At 47.5% G+C, this 17886-nt stretch carries 15 protein-coding genes; 13 read left to right on the forward strand and 2 right to left on the reverse strand.

The window, feature by feature from the left end:
* Positions 1–109: 109 nt before the first annotated feature.
* Positions 110–1288 carry an IS110 family RNA-guided transposase gene (locus HDCHBGLK_RS13915; protein WP_039909206.1) on the reverse strand — a complete coding sequence of 393 codons (1179 nt, stop codon included), beginning with the start codon at positions 1286–1288 and terminating at the stop codon, positions 110–112.
* 254 nt (positions 1289–1542) lie between these two features.
* Here HDCHBGLK_RS13915 and HDCHBGLK_RS13920 point away from each other — a divergent pair, with 254 nt between their 5' ends.
* The 9 genes from HDCHBGLK_RS13920 (at position 1543) to HDCHBGLK_RS13960 (ending at position 10206) form a co-directional block, all read left to right on the forward strand.
* On the forward strand, positions 1543–2430 hold the full coding sequence (locus HDCHBGLK_RS13920) for an ABC transporter ATP-binding protein (RefSeq protein ID WP_039909549.1): 888 nt from the start codon (positions 1543–1545) through the stop codon (positions 2428–2430).
* Positions 2427–3662, forward strand: coding sequence for an ABC transporter permease subunit (locus tag HDCHBGLK_RS13925; protein WP_004606346.1), 1236 nt, complete (start codon positions 2427–2429; stop codon positions 3660–3662). Before HDCHBGLK_RS13920 ends, HDCHBGLK_RS13925 begins: the two co-directional genes overlap by 4 nt.
* 144 nt (positions 3663–3806) lie before the next feature.
* Positions 3807–4445: a cell wall hydrolase gene (locus HDCHBGLK_RS13930; protein WP_004606345.1), complete on the forward strand. Its 639-nt coding sequence runs from the start codon at positions 3807–3809 to the stop codon at positions 4443–4445.
* A 92-nt stretch (positions 4446–4537) separates the two neighbouring features.
* Positions 4538–5212 (forward strand): response regulator transcription factor, encoded by a 675-nt coding sequence (locus HDCHBGLK_RS13935; protein WP_009248996.1) that lies wholly within the window; start codon positions 4538–4540, stop codon positions 5210–5212.
* Positions 5209–6210 (forward strand): sensor histidine kinase, encoded by a 1002-nt coding sequence (locus HDCHBGLK_RS13940; RefSeq protein ID WP_004606343.1) that lies wholly within the window; start codon positions 5209–5211, stop codon positions 6208–6210. Before HDCHBGLK_RS13935 ends, HDCHBGLK_RS13940 begins: the two co-directional genes overlap by 4 nt.
* Positions 6211–6423: 213 nt before the next feature.
* A complete protein-coding gene (locus HDCHBGLK_RS13945; protein WP_009248995.1) occupies positions 6424–7191 on the forward strand; it encodes an ABC transporter ATP-binding protein in 768 nt (255 codons plus the stop codon).
* Positions 7184–9172 (forward strand): ABC transporter permease, encoded by a 1989-nt coding sequence (locus HDCHBGLK_RS13950; RefSeq protein ID WP_004606340.1) that lies wholly within the window; start codon positions 7184–7186, stop codon positions 9170–9172. Before HDCHBGLK_RS13945 ends, HDCHBGLK_RS13950 begins: the two co-directional genes overlap by 8 nt.
* A 156-nt stretch (positions 9173–9328) precedes the next feature.
* A complete protein-coding gene (locus HDCHBGLK_RS13955) occupies positions 9329–9814 on the forward strand; it encodes a cytidylate kinase-like family protein (protein ID WP_004606339.1) in 486 nt (161 codons plus the stop codon).
* Positions 9815–9861: 47 nt separating this feature from the next.
* Complete coding sequence (locus HDCHBGLK_RS13960; protein ID WP_004606338.1) at positions 9862–10206, forward strand: cupin domain-containing protein; 345 nt, start codon at positions 9862–9864, stop codon at positions 10204–10206.
* A gap of 87 nt (positions 10207–10293) precedes the next feature.
* Here HDCHBGLK_RS13960 and HDCHBGLK_RS13965 read toward each other — a convergent pair whose 3' ends face one another.
* A complete protein-coding gene (locus HDCHBGLK_RS13965; protein ID WP_004606337.1) occupies positions 10294–11397 on the reverse strand; it encodes a pyridoxal phosphate-dependent aminotransferase in 1104 nt (367 codons plus the stop codon).
* 101 nt (positions 11398–11498) lie between these two features.
* Between HDCHBGLK_RS13965 and HDCHBGLK_RS13970 the strand changes: the two genes are divergently transcribed.
* The 4 genes from HDCHBGLK_RS13970 to HDCHBGLK_RS13985 all read left to right on the forward strand — a co-directional run bounded on the left by HDCHBGLK_RS13970 (position 11499) and on the right by HDCHBGLK_RS13985 (position 17831).
* Positions 11499–14819, forward strand: coding sequence for a DUF5717 family protein (locus tag HDCHBGLK_RS13970; protein WP_004606336.1), 3321 nt, complete (start codon positions 11499–11501; stop codon positions 14817–14819).
* Between the two features lie 12 nt (positions 14820–14831).
* Positions 14832–16121, forward strand: coding sequence for a DUF5716 family protein (locus HDCHBGLK_RS13975; protein ID WP_004606335.1), 1290 nt, complete (start codon positions 14832–14834; stop codon positions 16119–16121).
* A complete protein-coding gene (locus HDCHBGLK_RS13980) occupies positions 16096–16878 on the forward strand; it encodes a hypothetical protein (RefSeq protein ID WP_004606334.1) in 783 nt (260 codons plus the stop codon). Before HDCHBGLK_RS13975 ends, HDCHBGLK_RS13980 begins: the two co-directional genes overlap by 26 nt.
* A gap of 101 nt (positions 16879–16979) precedes the next feature.
* Positions 16980–17831 carry an amino acid ABC transporter substrate-binding protein gene (locus tag HDCHBGLK_RS13985; protein ID WP_004606333.1) on the forward strand — a complete coding sequence of 284 codons (852 nt, stop codon included), beginning with the start codon at positions 16980–16982 and terminating at the stop codon, positions 17829–17831.
* Positions 17832–17886 lie beyond the last annotated feature (55 nt).

Consider the following 17886-nt stretch of genomic DNA (forward strand, 5'->3'; position numbering starts at 1 on the left):
TATGAATGAATTGCAGAAATGCATTTCAGATATTTTTGAACCTTGAAAACTGCATGACAACAAGAGCATCTTTACAGGTGCTCTAAAAGGAGATATTTACAGAAAAGAATTAAGTTGTTGGAAGGTATGCTTGTCCTGATTTTTCCAGTGCAAAAATCAATCGCACAAGTTTCTTGGAGGTATGAGATAATGCAACATTATAATGCTTGCCTTCTGAACGTTTCTTTTCTAGATATACACGAAAGGATTCATCCCACTGGCAGACATATTTTGTGGCATTGTAAAGGGCATACCGAAGGTATCTGGAACCTCGTTTCTCCATATGGGAATAACAGTTATCTAACTGTCCCGATTGATAAGTGGAGGGAGACATTCCTGCATATGCGAGTATCTTATCTGCGGAATCAAAACGAGAGAAATCCCCAATCTCAGCAATGATCATTGCGCCCATCCGGTAACTGATACCAGGAATGGTAAGGATGGGAGAATGGATCTCTTCATCCATGATTCGTTTGATGGCTGCTTCGATTTCATTAATCTCAATCGTTAATTCCTGAATGAGCTTGATGGTGTGTTTTAGTTCCAAAGACTTTGCAGGCATATGAGAACCGATAGAACCTCTTGCAGCGTCACGAAACATGACAGCAGTATCTTTCCCATATCTGCCTTTAGAACTTTCAGAGAGCAGGTTGGAAAGCCTTGTGAGGTGTGCGTTTGCAACAGCATCTGCACTTGGAAATTCAGAAAGTAAAGCATAAATGGATGCCATATGAAGCGTAGGAACGAGTTTTTCCAGTTCTGGGAAAAGAATACACACAAGTCTTGAAACAGAACTTTTCAGCTTTGCCCGTTCTTTGACTTTATCAAAACGATAACGAGTGAGTGACTTTAGCTCCTCATTGTGGTAAGATGTGTTTGAGTAGGACTTTAAGTTCATGTCAGACATCATCATAGTAGCAATGGTACGGGAATCAACTTTATCCGTTTTCGTCTTTCTAAGGCTGAGACTTTTTCTGTAAAGATTCGTATGTAACGGATTGATAACATAGGTCGGCAAACCTTTATCAAGAAGAAATCCCAGAAGATTGTAACTGTAGTGTCCGGTGGCTTCCAGTCCTACTTTTACTTTGTTTAAATCATCTGATACGGATGAGATTCTTTCAAATAAGGTTTCAAAACCTTCGCGATTATTAGAGATGGTAAAGGGCTTAAATAATACTTCGCCATCTGAGTTCGTAATAAAGCAGTCGTGCTTATCTTTGGCAACGTCAATTCCAACGTAAATCATAAGAAATCTCCTTTGAATAAATTTGATACTGTTTAGAGCCACAGGTACTCCTTGCGATTGTAACCTCGTTCTAAATAAACCGTCATGCGGTATCTAACTGATTAACAACTATACAAAGAGACTGTGGTTGTAGCCTTTCTGAAACCATCAAGTGGTAGGAGTGATTAAACAATCCACAGTATCTCCAACAGTATAGCATACAGTCCTTGGAGAGGGACTATAAACACTACTACTTTATAATACGAGGAGTGCTTATGAAATTAGAAATCTGTGATATTACAAAGCAATACAAAGACAAGCGGGCAGTGGATCATGTATCCCTGACGCTGACGCCCGGCATATGGGGGCTTTTGGGAGCCAATGGCGCAGGAAAGACCACCCTTATGCGTATGATAGCAGGAATCCAAAAGCCTACATCGGGATGTGTCCGGTATGATGGCATTGAGATTGGAACGTTAAAGGAATCCTACCGGGATGTCTTTGGATACCTGCCGCAGGAGTTTGGATTCTATCCGGGCTTCCATGTGTGGGAGTATCTGGAATATATCGCGGCCCTCAAAGGCCTTGGAAAGGCGGAGACAAAGAAGAAGATTGAAGCGCTTCTGGAAATGCTGTCGCTTCAGGAGGTAAGAAAGAAGCAGATATCCAAACTGTCCGGAGGAATGAAGCGCAGGGTTGGAATTGCGCAGGCAATGCTCAATGATCCGGAAGTGCTGATCTTAGATGAGCCTACCAGCGGGCTGGATCCAGGAGAGAGAGTCCGGTTCCGCAACCTTCTCTCAGAATTTGCCAGGGGCAGGATCGTACTGATATCCACGCATATCGTCTCAGATGTGGAATATATTGCTACCTGCAATGCAATCATGAAAGAAGGGAGGATCATTGCCACTGGGAAGACGGAAAAACTGGTACGGGAAGTGGACGGGAAGGTATGGAATGCCCAGATCGATCCCAGGGAACTTGCGGCTTTTGAACAGCGGGTGCCAATTTTGAATGTCTATAATAAGGAGGATGGAGACTTGCAGGTCCGCTATCTGGCGGATACGGCTGTTATACCAGGCTCGATAAAAACGGAGCCCCGAATGGAAGACTTATATCTGTGGCTGTTCCCGGAACATGCAAGAGAGGAGGAAGTAATATGAGACTGTTATGCTTAGAACTAAAGAGGCTTGTAAAGACCCGCTCAACCTGGATGCTTCTTGCTGCCGCCTTAATCCTGTCAGCGGTATTGGCATATTTTCCCATATCTTTCGTGACTTCCTATAAGACAGATGCAAGGGGGAATACGGTGAAACTTACGGGGATAGAAGCAATCCAGAATAAGAAGGAGCAGGAGCAGGCCATAGCCGGATTGATAACGGAGGAAAAGGTGGCAAAGGCAGTCAAGGACTTTCGGGAATGTTATCAGGAATATGGAAGCGCTTTTCCTCCGGAGGTTCCGATGGAGGTGTATAATGAGAAGATAGCGCCCCAGTATCCGGTTCTGGAACGGGCAGCCAGGGTGCTTGCAGATTCTCAGGTGTACGTGGATACCATGACGGACGCGGATATTTCTCCCGAAGATGTCGCTGGGTTTTATGAAAAATACCGGGAACGTTTGAAACAGATGGGAAAGGATGAGAAAGAGCAGGAAGAAATTGAAAGGCTCAGCGCGGATATTGAGACGCCGTTTACCTATGTGCCGGGGTTTTCCGCGGAATCCTATGATTATCTGGTCTTGTATCTGTTTCTTTTGATGTTTATCTTCGCGGTTATCGCAGCGCCTGTGTTCTGCGCGGAGTATCAGACCGGTGCTGACAGCATCCTTCGCTGCGCCAGGCATGGACGCATGCGGCTGGCTGCTACAAAGATCGGAGCCATGCTGATCATTTTTCTGGCGACGTTCGGTGCGGGAACCGCGGTCTTCCTTCTTATTACGAATCAGGCCTTCGGATGGGAAGGACTTCAAACTTCCCTGCAGATGCTGCGGTCAGCATTCGTGATGCCTCAGATGACGCTGGGAGAGGCCTGGACAACTGTCGTGCTGGCAGGCTTATGCTCCCTTCTTGCTACAGTCTGTGCTGCCCTATATTTGTCTTCCAGGTGCAGAAACGTGCAGGCTGCCATCATAGGAAGCATTGTACTGTGCATGCTGCCGACCATCATTTATATGGTGTCAAGCAGCAATGTGGCAGACATTCTAAGATGCATATTCCCATCAGGGGGAATCGGCCTGACGAATAGTTTTTTCTATGAAATGATGGGACTGCATTTTATCCGCCTTGGCACTGGATATATCTGGACGCCGTATCTGATCATGGGCGCCGCAATCCTTGAGATTCCGCTGTTTCTGGTGTTGACCGCAGTGACTTACTGCCGTCGGGAATCCATTTAGATTTGACAGAAATGTGAAGATATGTTACGATACCCACCGTTGCAAATGTAACAAATTTGTAATAATTGTAATAAAGTTGAAATTTTTGAATATACTTTATTAAGACAATGTTCATGCATTGCAATAATAGGAGGGTATAAATTTATGATAAAAAATAAGAGACTGAGTTCGATGTTCGCGCTGTTTTCAGCCTGTTCATTGATGACAGTAGGATTTACCAGTCAGGCAGCCTCTTTACAGCCGGAAGTAAAGACTGCGGTAAGTACGAAGGAGAATATAGCGTCTGAAATACAATTGAATGCCTTGCAGGCAGTTCCGGCCAATATAGTAACAAGTGCCAATTCGGCAGTAGACGAAGAAGTGAAAAGAGCCGCCGAGGAGGCGGCAAGAAGAGAGCAGGAGGCAAGAGAGCAGGCAGAGCGGGAGGCCGAGGCTAAAAGAGCCGCAGTTCTTAAGCAAAGCCAGACGCTTCTTGCGTCCATCATATTCTGCGAGGCCGGAAACCAGCCTTATGAGGGACAGGTAGCCGTAGGAGCGGTGGTTATGAACCGCGTAAACAGCGGCATCTATCCGAACAGCATAGAGGAAGTCATCTACCAGCCCGGCCAGTTTGGCCCGGTGTCCACAGGATGGCTGGACAAAGTCAGAAGTTCCGGCGGCTATACCGATTCGGCCATGCAGGCGGCGGCAGACGCGCTGTCAGGAGCCAACCCTGTGGGCGGATGCCTGTATTTTGACCAGGGCGGCTATGGCATGAGGATTGGAGACCACTACTTCCATTGATTTGACAAAACCACAAGAATTGTATAGGATGAAAGAGCAGGGGATGTTCAGTCTTCTGCTCTTATTTTAACTTGCAGGATGGAGGATAATCCGTGTATAGAATATTAGTGGTTGAAGACGACATGACCATCGCAAAAGCGCTGGCATCCCATTTGCGTAAATGGGACTATGAAGTAGCATGCGTAGAAGACTTTAAGAACGTAATGGAAATATTTGCGGAATATGATCCGCAGCTGGTGCTGCTGGACATCGTGCTGCCATTTTTTAATGGGTTTCACTGGTGCCAGGAGATCCGTCGGCTGTCAAAGGTGCCTATCATCTTTATCTCATCGGCGGGAGACAATATGAACATTGTTATGGCGATGAATATGGGCGGGGATGAATTTATTGAAAAGCCCTTTGACCTGAACGTGGTGACGGCGAAAGTCCAGGCAATGTTGAGGAGAACCTATGCATTTCATGGCTCTGCCAATATCATTGAGCATAATGGACTGCTGCTGAACCTGGGGGACGCCTCTCTTTCCTACCAGGGCGAAAAGATCGAGCTGACTAAGAATGAATTTAAGATATTCCAGACCCTGCTTGAGAACGCGGGCAAGATAGTCCCGCGGGATGATCTGATCACCCGGCTGTGGGAGAGCGACGAGTTCATTGACGAGAATACGCTAACGGTGAATATCGCGAGGCTCCGGAAGAAGCTTGGCATTGCGGGCCTGGAAGACTGGATCGTAACGAAAAAAGGAATAGGATATATGGTGCAGGCATGAGATTGACAGGAAGATATATCAGGGATCATATCAGGGGAATAGGCATGTACGCCGGGATCATGGCCATATTTGCCTTGCTATTCTATTTGTATAATATCCCAATGGATGCGCTGGAATACGCCTTGCTTCTGAGTCTATTGTGGATTCTCGGATTTGTGGCGGCGGATTTTATGAACTGCAGAAGAAAGCACAGGGAACTGTTAAGGATGAAAGGAATCCTCCAGGTAAAACGGGAAGAATTGCCGAAGGCGGATACCCTGGCAGAATGGGACTACCAGCAGATAGTAAATGCGCTGTTTGAGAGTAGAAGCGAACTGGAGTCGGCGGCGCAGTTAAGCAGGCAGGACATGCTCGACTATTATGTGCTGTGGGCCCATCAGATCAAGACGCCGATCGCCGCCATGCGCATCCTTCTGCAGTCCCAGGACCTGACGGAAGAAAACGAAGAAGCGGTTAAGACTTTGAAGATGGAACTATTCAAGATCGAGCAATATGTGGAGATGGTGCTGACCTATCTTCGGATGGAGTCCATGTCCTCGGATATGGTGCTTCAATGGTATGCCGCGGACGATATCGTGAAGCAGGCAGTTAAGAAATACTCCCAGCTGTTTATCCTGAAGAAGATCGCGCTTCGGATGGATGTGCCGGAGGAGATGATCCTAACGGATGAGAAGTGGATGGCCTTTGTCGTAGAGCAGATCCTGTCCAACGCGCTGAAGTATACCAGTGAAGGCACAGTGGCCGTCTATATGAAGGAGAAGGAACTGGTCATTGAAGATACGGGCATCGGGATCCAGGAAGAGGATGTTCCACGGGTGTTTGAAAAGGGATTTACCGGATTTAATGGACGAAGAGACAAGAAGTCTACCGGCATCGGGCTGTATCTGTGCAAGACGATTCTGGACAGGCTGGGACACGGCATCCGTATAGAGTCGAAGGTGGGGGAAGGCACAAAAGTATTCCTGTATCTTGAGAGAAATGTGCTTGACCCAGAGTAAGCGGCCGCCCGGCAAATCACAGAAACTGTTCCAGTCCCTGATGGTCAAGCAGGATCAATACATGCCCTTTAATGCGGAAATAGGCTCAGTTTGTGACAAATTTGTAAGGTTGGGCCAGGAGAATGTAACCTGATTCGATGGAAGGAGAGTTCTGGATAATCTATAATATGATTTGTAATAAACAAAGAATAGATGAAAGGACGGGAATATAAGATGGCTTTATTAGAGGTAAAGAATGTAAAGAAAATATACACTACCCGGTTTGCCGGAAATCAGGTGGAGGCATTAAAGAATGTAAGTTTCTCCGTAGAACCAAGAGAATACGTAGCGATAATGGGAGAATCTGGGTCAGGGAAAACGACGCTTCTTAATATCCTGGCTTCGCTTGACAAGCCGACGGGAGGCAAGGTGTACTTGAAGGGGAATGATCTGGGAAAGATTAAGGAAAAGGAGATGGCGGCATTCAGGCGGCAGAATCTGGGTTTCGTGTTTCAGGACTTTAATCTTCTGGATACGTTTTCTCTTAAAGATAATATCTTCCTTCCGTTGGTTCTTTCCGGGAAGAAGTATGACGAGATGGAGAAGAAGATCAAGCCGGTAGCCCAGCGCCTTGGCATTGAGAAATTGCTGGAAAAATATCCCTATGAGGTATCCGGCGGCCAGAAACAGAGGGCAGCGATCGCAAGGGCAATCATCACAAGACCCCAGCTGATCCTGGCTGACGAGCCTACCGGCGCGCTGGATTCTAAGGCGGCAGACGAGTTGCTGACGCTTTTTAATGCCATCAACGAAGACGGGCAGACAATCCTGATGGTTACCCACAGCGTCAAGGCCGCAAGCCATGCCAAACGGGTACTGTTTATTAAGGACGGAGAAGTGTTCCACCAGCTGTATAGGGGAAATCTTACAAATGAGCAGATGTTCCAGAAGATCTCTGACACGCTTACCGTGTTGACAACAGGGGGTGAGCAGGTTGAATAGTTCAGTTTATGGAAAACTTGCGGTCACCAACCTGAAGAATAACCGGAAAACCTATATTCCTTACATGCTGACGGCGATCCTTACGGTCATGATGTTCTATATTATAGACGCCTTGTCCAGAAATAAGAGCGTGGGAGACGGGAATCTGCGGCTCTGCCTTGCCTGGGCGACGGTAGTCATCATTGTATTTGCCGTAATCTTCCTGTTCTACACCAACAGTTTCCTCATCAAGAGAAGGAAAAAGGAAATCGGCGTCTACAATATACTGGGAATGGGCAAGCGGCATATTGCCAAGATGCTGACCATTGAGACTTTGATAATAGCGGTTATAAGCATTGTCGTCGGACTTGTTGCAGGAATCATATTCAGCAAGCTGATGTTCCTTGCTCTTTTGAAAATCATACATTATGACGTAAATATGGTATTTGAACTCTCGGTCAGAGCACTCCTGAATACGCTGCTCCTTTTTGCCGTCATATTCGCCATGACGCTGATCTACAATCTGCTCCAGATCCGTCTCTCCAACCCGGTGGAGCTGCTAAGAGGCGGAAGCCAGGGAGAAAAAGAGCCAAAGACAAAATGGCTGCTGACCATATTTGGAGTGGTTGCCATCGGGATCGGATATTACATCGCGATTACAACGGAATCTCCGCTTACCGCGATCACGAAGTTCTTTCTGGCAGTCATCTGTGTCATCATAGGAACCTATGCGCTGTTTACGGCGGGCAGCATCGCTTTGCTGAAACTTCTGCGGAAGAATAAGAATTACTATTATAAGACCAGCCATTTTACTTCCATATCAGGCATGATCTACCGGATGAAGCAGAACGCGGTAGGACTTGCCAACATCTGCATCTTAAGTACCATGGTGCTGGTGATGATTTCCACCACGATCTCCCTGTATACCGGAATGAACGACGTGCTGGAAACCAGATTCCCCACGGAATTCGAGGCAAGGAACTATAACGCTACCAAAGAAAATATGGATAAGATCGACCGGATTATAGAGGAAGAGTCCAGAAGCGCAGGTGTGAAGGTTAAGAATATGACCAGCCACAGACAGGCAGACCTGTCTGCCATCCGTACGGGAAGCGATTTTTCCCTTATAGAGACGGGAAACTATGCGGCAGAGGATCTGTGCTCGCTGATTTTCATCAGCCAGGATGAATATAACAGGCTGGCTGATGAAAACGTATCCATCGCGGAAGACGAGATACTAGTCTTTGTGGATACTATGGATACCTATGGCAAGGATACGGCAAAGATCGGAACTGCCACCTTCAAAGTAGCCAAAGAGTTAAAGAAGTTCCCATTGGCAAAGAAGAGCCAGGGGCGGCTGGCGCCTACATTTTATATGGTTGTCAACAATGAGGAAATCATGCAGCAGTTCCTGAATGAGGCTTACGCAGACAGCGACATGCAGGTTGACTGGAAGGAACAGCATATCAATATAGACTATATTGTCACATTTGATCTGGAGGGCAGCCAGAAGGCGTGCATGAAAGCGGAGGAAACGATCAAGAGCCGGATAGAGTCCGAGACCACTCCGTCATTCTGCGACAGCCGGGAACTGAACCGGGAAGGGTTCTATATGCTGTACGGCGGCCTTTTGTTCATCGGCATCTATCTGGGCGTCATGTTCCTGATGGCGACTGTGCTGATTATCTACTATAAGCAGATATCCGAGGGATATGATGACAAGGAGCGTTATCAGATCATGCAGAAAGTCGGCATGAGCAAGAAGGAGGTAAGGCATTCCATCAGAAGCCAAGTGCTTACCGTGTTCTTCCTTCCTCTTATCACGGCCATCATCCATATCATCGTAGCCTTTAAGGTAATCACCAAATTGCTGGCCGTGCTGAACCTTGTGAATGTGTCGCTGTTCATGGCGTGCACCATCATCACGGTGGTTGTATTCGCAGTGTTCTATGCGATCGTATACAGCCTGACTGCCAGGGAATACTATAAAATCGTGAATTAGAATCAATGCCGGTCATGCGGGCAGGGATATAGCATTTTAAAATCATGCGTCCCTGCCCGCGTTTTATCCTGGCTTAAAAGTTTACGTGCCTTTTTATGATTTTAGTGTTATAATAATACCTACTTACATAAAACACTTAACGAAGGAGGAATTGGTATGAAATTGGTGATTACGATGAGCCGCAGATATGGTACCGGAGCAAGCGTTATTGCAGAGGAACTGTCGAAGAGGCTTGGGATTCCGGTATATGACAAGGTGAACGTGGAACAGGAACTAAGCAGGAATACCTATGAATCCGAAGTGGAAGCGATCAAAGGGCTGGCACAGAAGCCATGCATTATCCTTGGGCGGTGCGCGTCAGAGATATTGAAAGACAGGCTTAACGTGTTCAATATCTATGTGTGTGCTGACAAGGAAGACAGGATCGAACGTATTATGAAGAAGGAATCTCTTACATATGAAGAGGCTGCCCAGAAGATTGACGCGAACGACAGGGAGCGTTCCAGGTATTATCATGAGCACACGGGCAAAGCCTGGGGTGACGTGAATAACTATCATATGATTCTGAATACTTCCGATCTGGGCGTGGAGAACTGTGCGGATATCCTGATGAGATATTTTGAGCAGAAAGAATATATCTAATAAAAATATTCTGATAAATCATGTTAAGAAAGAGGAGGAACAGCACAATGACAAAAGCAGGAGAAAGAGAAGTAGTAAAGGTAGAGCGCGTAAATGGCGGAGCGGGCTTCATTATGAAGGAAGGCCTTATAAGCCAGGAGGAATTAGGAGAGCACTGCAAGATGTTCAGCAAGGTGACGGTGCCTGCCAACTGCGAGTTGGGACATCATGAGCATCACGGGGAGACGGAGACCTATTACATCCTTAGCGGAACAGGAATGTACGAAGACAATGGCAAGGCAATTCCCGCAGAGGGAGGAGACGTATTCTTCTGCAAGGACGGAGACGGCCATGGAATTAAGAATACAGGGACAGAAGATCTGACATTTGTGGCATTGATCCTTAAGAAGTAAGAAGGAAAAGAAACAGGCAGGGAAGGCCGCCAAAGCGTGGAGCAGCATATCCACAGCTTGGCGGCCTTTCTTTTCTCATCGCCGGTCTCATTGCCGGGACTTAAGCGCACGCTTCAGGCAGTCGATCAGCCGGTCGTTCTCTTCCGGCATCAGGAAGCAGAAGCGGATATACTCGCCTTCCAAGGTCTCGAAAGAGGAACAGTCCCGGATCATCAGGTTTTCATGGATGGCCGCCTCAAACAGGTCAAAGGAAGTAAGGCCGTCTTTCAGAATCCGTATCAGGACGAAGTTGGCATAGGGCTTATATATCTTTAAGCCGTCTATGGCATTTAACTCCTGGCAGACCCGGGTACGCTCGGAGTCGATCAGATTCCAGGTAGCCTGTATATACGCGCTGTCTTTGAGCATCAATTCCCCGGCGTAGGCCCCGATGCTGTTGAGGCTCCAGGGGTTCTGGTGGAGAAGGAGGGCATAGAGGAGTTCCTTGCTGCCAGTAATTCCGTACCCGAATCTTAAGCCCGGGGAGGCAAAAAACTTAGAGACGCCGCGGATCACCATGAAGTTATCGTATCTGCCGGCAAGGGGAATTGCCGTAATAGCAGAAGGATCGGGCGCAAACTCCGCATACGTTTCGTCAATCATGACGAAGATTCCTTTTTTCTTGCAGGCGCCTATAATACGCTCCATATCCGCCTGATGTATGGCGGAAGAGGTGGGATTATTGGGATTGCAGAGGATGACCAGGCCGATGCCATCCGTCAGCGATTGAAGAAAATCAGGGATGTCCAGCACAAAATCCTGAGATTCCTTCAGATGGTAGTACTGTAAAGCGCCGCCGATCAGGGAAAGTTCCCTGGCGTATTCTGAATAGGTGGGGCCGAGGACCAGGGCTTTCTTGGGTGAGAGCAGGCTGATCAGAAGAGAGATCAGTTCTGTAGAACCATTGCCAACCACGATATGCCCGGGATCGGCGTGGCAGTAGGCCCCTATGGTCTCATGAAGACTTGTATAATCCCGGTCGGGATAGCGGGTGATGACATCCAGATTGGCGGCAAGCTGGCTCTTTACCTTTTCTGACAATCCAAGGGGATTGACATTGGCGCTATAGCAGATGATATCCTCCTTGCGCATGTGATAATAACTTGCGATCTTTTCCAGATCGCTTCCGTGAAATTCAGGCTTCTTTTCCATATCTATACATCCTATTCATATATTTTCGAGATTTTGTATTTCCGGCATTGCCATTACTTATGAAACAATGCTATAATTCATTATAGTATGTTTTTTGAAAAATGCAACGAAAGAAGCAGGTGTCAGACTTGAAAAATAAAATCCAGAAATTTTCAAAAGGAGACTTTCAGTTAATACGACCTGATGTCATATTTGATGAAACAAATCTGGTTCTCATAATAGGAGAAGGGGAAGTATACAGGGGAAGTTTTACAATGAAGACGAATAGCAAAGGAACGATACGGGGACTTGTATACCCGTCTTCTTTTCGTGTTCATTTTAAAGACCAGGGATTTGAGGGGAATCCAGCAAAAGTAGAGTTTACGTATGACGGCAGGGGACTGCGCCCTGGCCATGTGGAGGAAGGCAAGTTTACCGTCGTGTGTACCGGCGGAGAGTATGAACTGTCTTTTACCGCCATTATAGAAAAGCCGTATGTCATGACCTCCTATGGGAAGGTGCAGAGCACGGATGATTTCCGGAAACTGGCGATCAAGGATTTCTCAGAAGCGGGGAGGCTGTTCCGTTCCCGGGAATTCTATGAGATATTGAAGTATGAGAATGAAAGGATATTCTACCTGTACGACAATATGCGCAAATGGTCCCTTGGGGAGCAGGCCATGGAGGAATTCCTGGTAGGCATCAAGCAGAAAGAGTGCATCTTCCTGACCCTTCCCGGGGAGGGAATGCTGTTTGAAGACATCGGGGAGCCGACTAAGGGCACGCTTACGCTGATGAAGAACACCTGGGGATATATGCCCATCCGGATCGAGGCAGAGGGAAACTTTATCAAGGTCCTGCGCCCGGAGATCAGCACAGAGGATTTCGTGGGTAATGCCCATGAGATCGAGTATGTGGTTCGGCCGGAGCGGCTGCACGGCGGCAGGAATTATGGCGCTTTGAAGTTCGTGACCCCCTATGAGACGCTGACCTATGAGATCGAGGTGCTGCAGAATCAGGAGTATGACGAGGATCATAGAATCCCGGAACTTTTAAGCGCTCAGATATTGAAGGAATATATCGGCTATGTAGGCGGAAGGATCGAACTGAACAACTGGGTGGAGAGCGCGGTTGAGAAGATGGCCGTCCTGAGAAAAAAGGAACCCCAGAATGAAGTATACCAGCTCCTTCAGGCCCATATTTACCTGATTGGAAATAAGGTCGAGGAAGCCAAATGGATTCTGGAGAACTATAATTACAACAGGTTCGCCATCGGCAAGGATCCGGTGACGAACTGCTACTACTTATATCTGACCGCGCAGATCAGAGGCCAGGGAAACCATGTTGACCGGGTGCTTGACGAGATAGGGAAGACTTATATGCGGCATCAGGATTCCTGGGCTCTCCTTCGCATGATCCTGTATCTGGATCCGCGGTATAAAAATCCTTTTAAAAAGATCGAAGTGTTAGAACAGCAGTTCCAATATGGCATCCATGAGGTCCTGTTTTATCTGGAAGCCTATATGTGCTATCAGGAAAAGCCTACGCTTCTTAAAAAACTGGGCGCTTTTGAAATACAGGTTCTGAATTTTGCTTCTAAATATCGTCTGATGACGAAGGAACTGGCGCTGTATGTTTCCAATTTTGCCAGCCAGCAGAAGAACTACAGCGATGCCATGTTCCGGATATTGGAACGCATCTACAAGATGTACAGCGAGCCTATGATACTGAATACGATCTGTACGTTGTTGATCAAGGGAAACAAGACGCAGCAGCGCTATTTTGTGTGGTATCAGAGGGCGGTGGACGCTGAACTTAAGATTGCCCAGCTGTATGAGTATTATATGATGACCATAGACGAGAATTCCGCAAGAGGGCCGCTTCCGAAGACCATCCTGCTCTACTTCATGCATGGGAATTCTCTGAATTACCGGAAGGCGGCATTTCTGTACGCCAATCTGGTCACCTACGAAGAGACTGCGGGGGATCTGTACCTGAATTACCGGGAGCAGATGGTCGCGTTTACCTGGGAACAGTTGCTGAAGCGGCATATTACGGAGCCGCTGCGGATCCTGTACAAGAGGTTCTGCCAGGAAGAAGAGATGACGGCAGAGCGCATGGAGGCCATGCGTGATATCTGCTATTCTTACGAGATTACCACGAAGGTGCCGAACATGAACTGCGTTCTGGTGATTGAAAAGGATGGCGCCATCCGCCAGCGGGTGCCTTACGATGAGGATGAGGGTGCCGTTATCTGCCTGTATGATAAGGAATCCAGAATTGTATGGGAGTCTATCGAAGGGCGTCACTATACGGATTCCATTGCCTATGAGACCAGAAGGCTGTTCTACGAGCCGAGATTCTTAGATATGTGCCGCAAGTATGCGGCATCCACCGGCGTGTGGAAGCAGGAGAATGAAAAGGAAGAGCCTACGTTTGAGAATCTGCGGATCAAAGGAATCAGCGCTTTTGATGAGAAGGATGTCTTCCGCCTGTGCAGCAAGCGGATCCGGGAAGACAACTACGAGGAAGATGAATTTCTGAATTATCTGTGCTTTGAACTGTTTAAAATGCAGCAGTATGATAAGGTGACTTTAATGTATCTGGCCAATTATTACTGCGGGGCTACCAGGGACATGAAGCGTCTGTGGAAGATCTTAAGGGAATACGCAATCCCTTCCTGTAAGGTAGGGGAGCGCATTATTACGCAGATGGTCTTTTCGGAGAACCTTTTCGCGGAGGAGAAGATATTTGAAGATTACTATCTGTCTGACAGCGTGTATTTTCGGCTGAAGCAGGCCTATCTTGCCTATGTTTCCAGGGAATACGTAGTATTCGGAAGGGACTTGGATCTGTGCGTGTTCGATATGATAGCCAACGAGTGCGACAAGAAGGAGTATCTGCCGGATATCTGCAAGGTCGCGCTTCTGAAATACTATTCCAGCCGTGATTATACGGCCGAGTTAGAAGACGTGCTTCACTACGTCCTGCGGGAGATGTGCGAGAAGCAGATCGTATTTCCATATTACCTGAAGTATAAGGAAGAATGGCTGAGGGAAGTCCAGCTCTATGACAAGGTGATGATCTCCTATCAGTCCAGGCCCGGCAGCAGGGTAAAACTGTATCATAAGATGAAGCAGGGAATGCGGGAAGGACTGGGCTATCAGTCGGAGATTCTGATGCCAATGTATGAGAATCTGTATGTAAAGCAGTTTGTATTATATAAGGATGAATCCATCAATTACTATTTCCAGGAGACGAATGGGAAAGACACGATCACGACAGAGAAAAAGGAACTGCGCAATGAGAGAGAATTTCCTGACATCGGCAAGTTTGGAAGGTTGAACGGAATGGCTTTGATGGGCCCTGCGAACCGCAGGCAGGCGATGCTGGAATTCCAGGAAGAAGAAATCCTGGCGGACCAGATGTTCAAGATATATTAGAAGAAGGAGGATATGATAGTGAGAACAGGCAGTATTCTGGGGTATGACCTGAATGAAAAGCATTGTCAGATCAGTTATTACGATGAGACCAAAGACGAGCCGGAGACATTGGAAGTAGCCGTAGACAATTATCAGATTCCTCTGATGCTGGGATACTATAAAGACCACTGGGTCTACGGGAAAGAAGCCAAACGGCTGGCGGCCATCAATGAAGGCTGCACCGTAGCGGACCTGTTTGGCAAGGCGGTAAGGCAGGAAAAAGTGAGGGTAGGAGCCAAGACCCATGACGCGGTGTGGCTTCTGGCCAAATTCGTAAGTCTTACGCTGGAAAAATTCAAAGAGATCGCATTCATCACCTTTTCGGTGCCTTTTACCAACATTGACATGTCGAAGATGCTGAAAGGAATCGGGCATCATCTGGGCGTGCCAAAGGAGTACGTGTATGTGCAGGATTATAAAGAAAGTTTCTGCCAGTATATGTTCTACCAGCCCAAGGAACTGTGGCAGTATGAGTCTGCCCTGTTCTACTGTGATGCCCAGGAGATCCGGGCGTATATGCTCAGAAAACTGAACACCATCAGCGGACGGGGAAACGATATGTTCGTAACCGTCGACGAAGTGGCAAATGCTCATATGAAAGAACTGGCAGCCATCTATCCGGTGCTGAATGTGGACAAGGCAAAGGATGCGGATGAAAGGTTCAAGGGCTTCATCCAGAGCGTGTTTGAAAAGAAGGTGGTATCTTCTGTGTATCTTACGGGGGAAGGGTTCGAGAATAACTGGTATCCCAATTCCCTGAAGGTGCTGTGCAATGGCCGGAGGGCATTTCTTGGCAACAACCTGTACAGCAGGGGGGCCTGCTATACATCCATGCGTAAATGCAAGGATTATGATGAGGGGCCTGTATACCTGGACGATACAAAGATGACGGAGCAGATCTGCCTGCGCATGCGGGTGAACGGGCAGGAAGGATGGCATCCCATTGTCGCCTGGGGAACGCACTGGTACGAGGCGGACGGGCAATGGGAAGTGATTCTGGAGGATACGTCCGACATCGAGATCCATGTGGAGACGCTGGCAGGCGAAGAACTTCAAGTGGAGACCATATCTTTAAAAGGTCTGCCGGAGCGGCGGGACTATTCCCTGCGCCTTCAGATAGAAGCGCTGTTTATGGATGAGCGTACCTGCAAACTGACGTTCAAGGATGTAGGGTTCGGAGAGTTCTATCCTCCGACAGGATTTCAGGTGGAAAAGGTATTACATTTAGGAGGAATCAATGGGCAGTTTAATTCTATGTCATAAGAAGCGCGCCAAACAACCCTATGAGATATCCAGGGTTCATATGAGAATATATACGATAGAGGAATTATGTTACTATATCTGCAATAACCTCTATCTTATTGATTATACGATTATAAACAGACAGTTGTGCGACTGGATCGGAGATGAACTGGAACTTTCCGGACTTGCGGAGACGCTGCGGGAAGAATTGCGTCAGAACTGCTCCATGGAGCAGTTCGTGCTGACCATATTGAAGGAATCTACCATATATGCAGCCGCAGACATCAACCGGATCCAGAATATTCTGGAACATCTGCAGAATCAGAAGGATGTGGAGAGGACGAAGTATAAGGCAGACAGCCTGCAGGGCAGCGGCGAGTATGAGACTGCTATACTGGTGTACCAGTCCATCATCAACAAAGAATGGGATGACTCTGTGGAAAAGACTTTCTATGGGCATGTGTATGCCTGCCTTGGAGCAGCCTATGGACACCTGTTCCTGTATGAAGAGGCGGCCCGCATGTATCAGGAAGCCTACCGCATCTGCGAGGAGCCGGATATGCTCAAAGCCTATCTCTACTGCTGTTTCAGGGTACTGCCCGAGGCACAGTATGTGAAGATGCTTTCCGGCAATCCCATCTATCTGAGCATGGATTCGGTCCTGCGCGAAGAGATCAAGAAGGCGCGCCAGGAAGTGGATATCGACATGCCGGAAGAACAGTTCCTGAAATGGAAAAAGCAGTATCGCAGGATTGACAAAAGCCGGGGAATATGCTAATATAACAGAACAATTTAGCGTGGTAAAGTAATCAATTGATAACATGATAAAAGAGTGCAGTGATTGCGATTCCACAATACTGTAATGCAGGAGGAAAAGGTATGAAGAAGAGAGCAACATTGCTGCTTGCCCTTGCCATGCTGGCGACAACGGTCCTGGCAGGCTGCGGCAGCAAGGAAGACAAGAGTGCAGACAACAAGAAGGAAGATAAGAAGGAGGCAAAGGTCGAAAACGATGACGAGACATTGATCGTGGGATTCGATGCTTCCTTCCCGCCATATGGATATAAGGATGACGATGGCGAATATGTCGGATTTGACCTGGAACTTGCACAGGAAGTATGCGACAGAAACGACTGGAAGCTTGTAAAGCAGCCGATTGACTGGGATGCCAAGGATATGGAGATTGACTCCGGAACCATCGACTGTATCTGGAACGGTTTCACCATGAACGGACGCGAGGACGAGTATACCTGGTCAGATCCATATATCGACAACAAGCAGGTGATCGTCGTTGCAACAGATTCCGGTATCAATAGTTTTGATGACCTCTCTGGAAAACTGGTAGAGACCCAGGCGGATTCATCCGCATTGGCAGCCCTCCAGGGAGACCAGAAGGAACTGGCGGGTACATTTGGAAGCCTGACAGAGATTGCGGAATACAATACAGCGTTCATGGATCTGGAATCCGGCGCGTGCGATGCGATCGCAATGGATATCGGCGTTGCATACTACCAGATTAATTCCAGAAAGAATCCGGATGATTACAAGGTGCTTGACGAAGAGATCTCTTCTGAGCAGTATGCTGTAGGATTCAAACTTGGGAATGAAGAATTGAGAGACAAAGTCCAGGCTACATTGGATGAGATGGCGGAAGACGGAACGGTTGCAAAGATTGCAGAGAAGTATGAAGATTTTGGCGTGCCAGGATCCCTCTGCATCGGAAAGAAATAGTAAATACGTGAATGACTGGCAGGGGTCAGCCCCAGATATAAGGGACTGGCTCCTT

It is taken from the genome of [Clostridium] scindens ATCC 35704 (assembly GCF_004295125.1).
Lineage (GTDB): Bacteria > Bacillota > Clostridia > Lachnospirales > Lachnospiraceae > Clostridium_AP > Clostridium_AP scindens.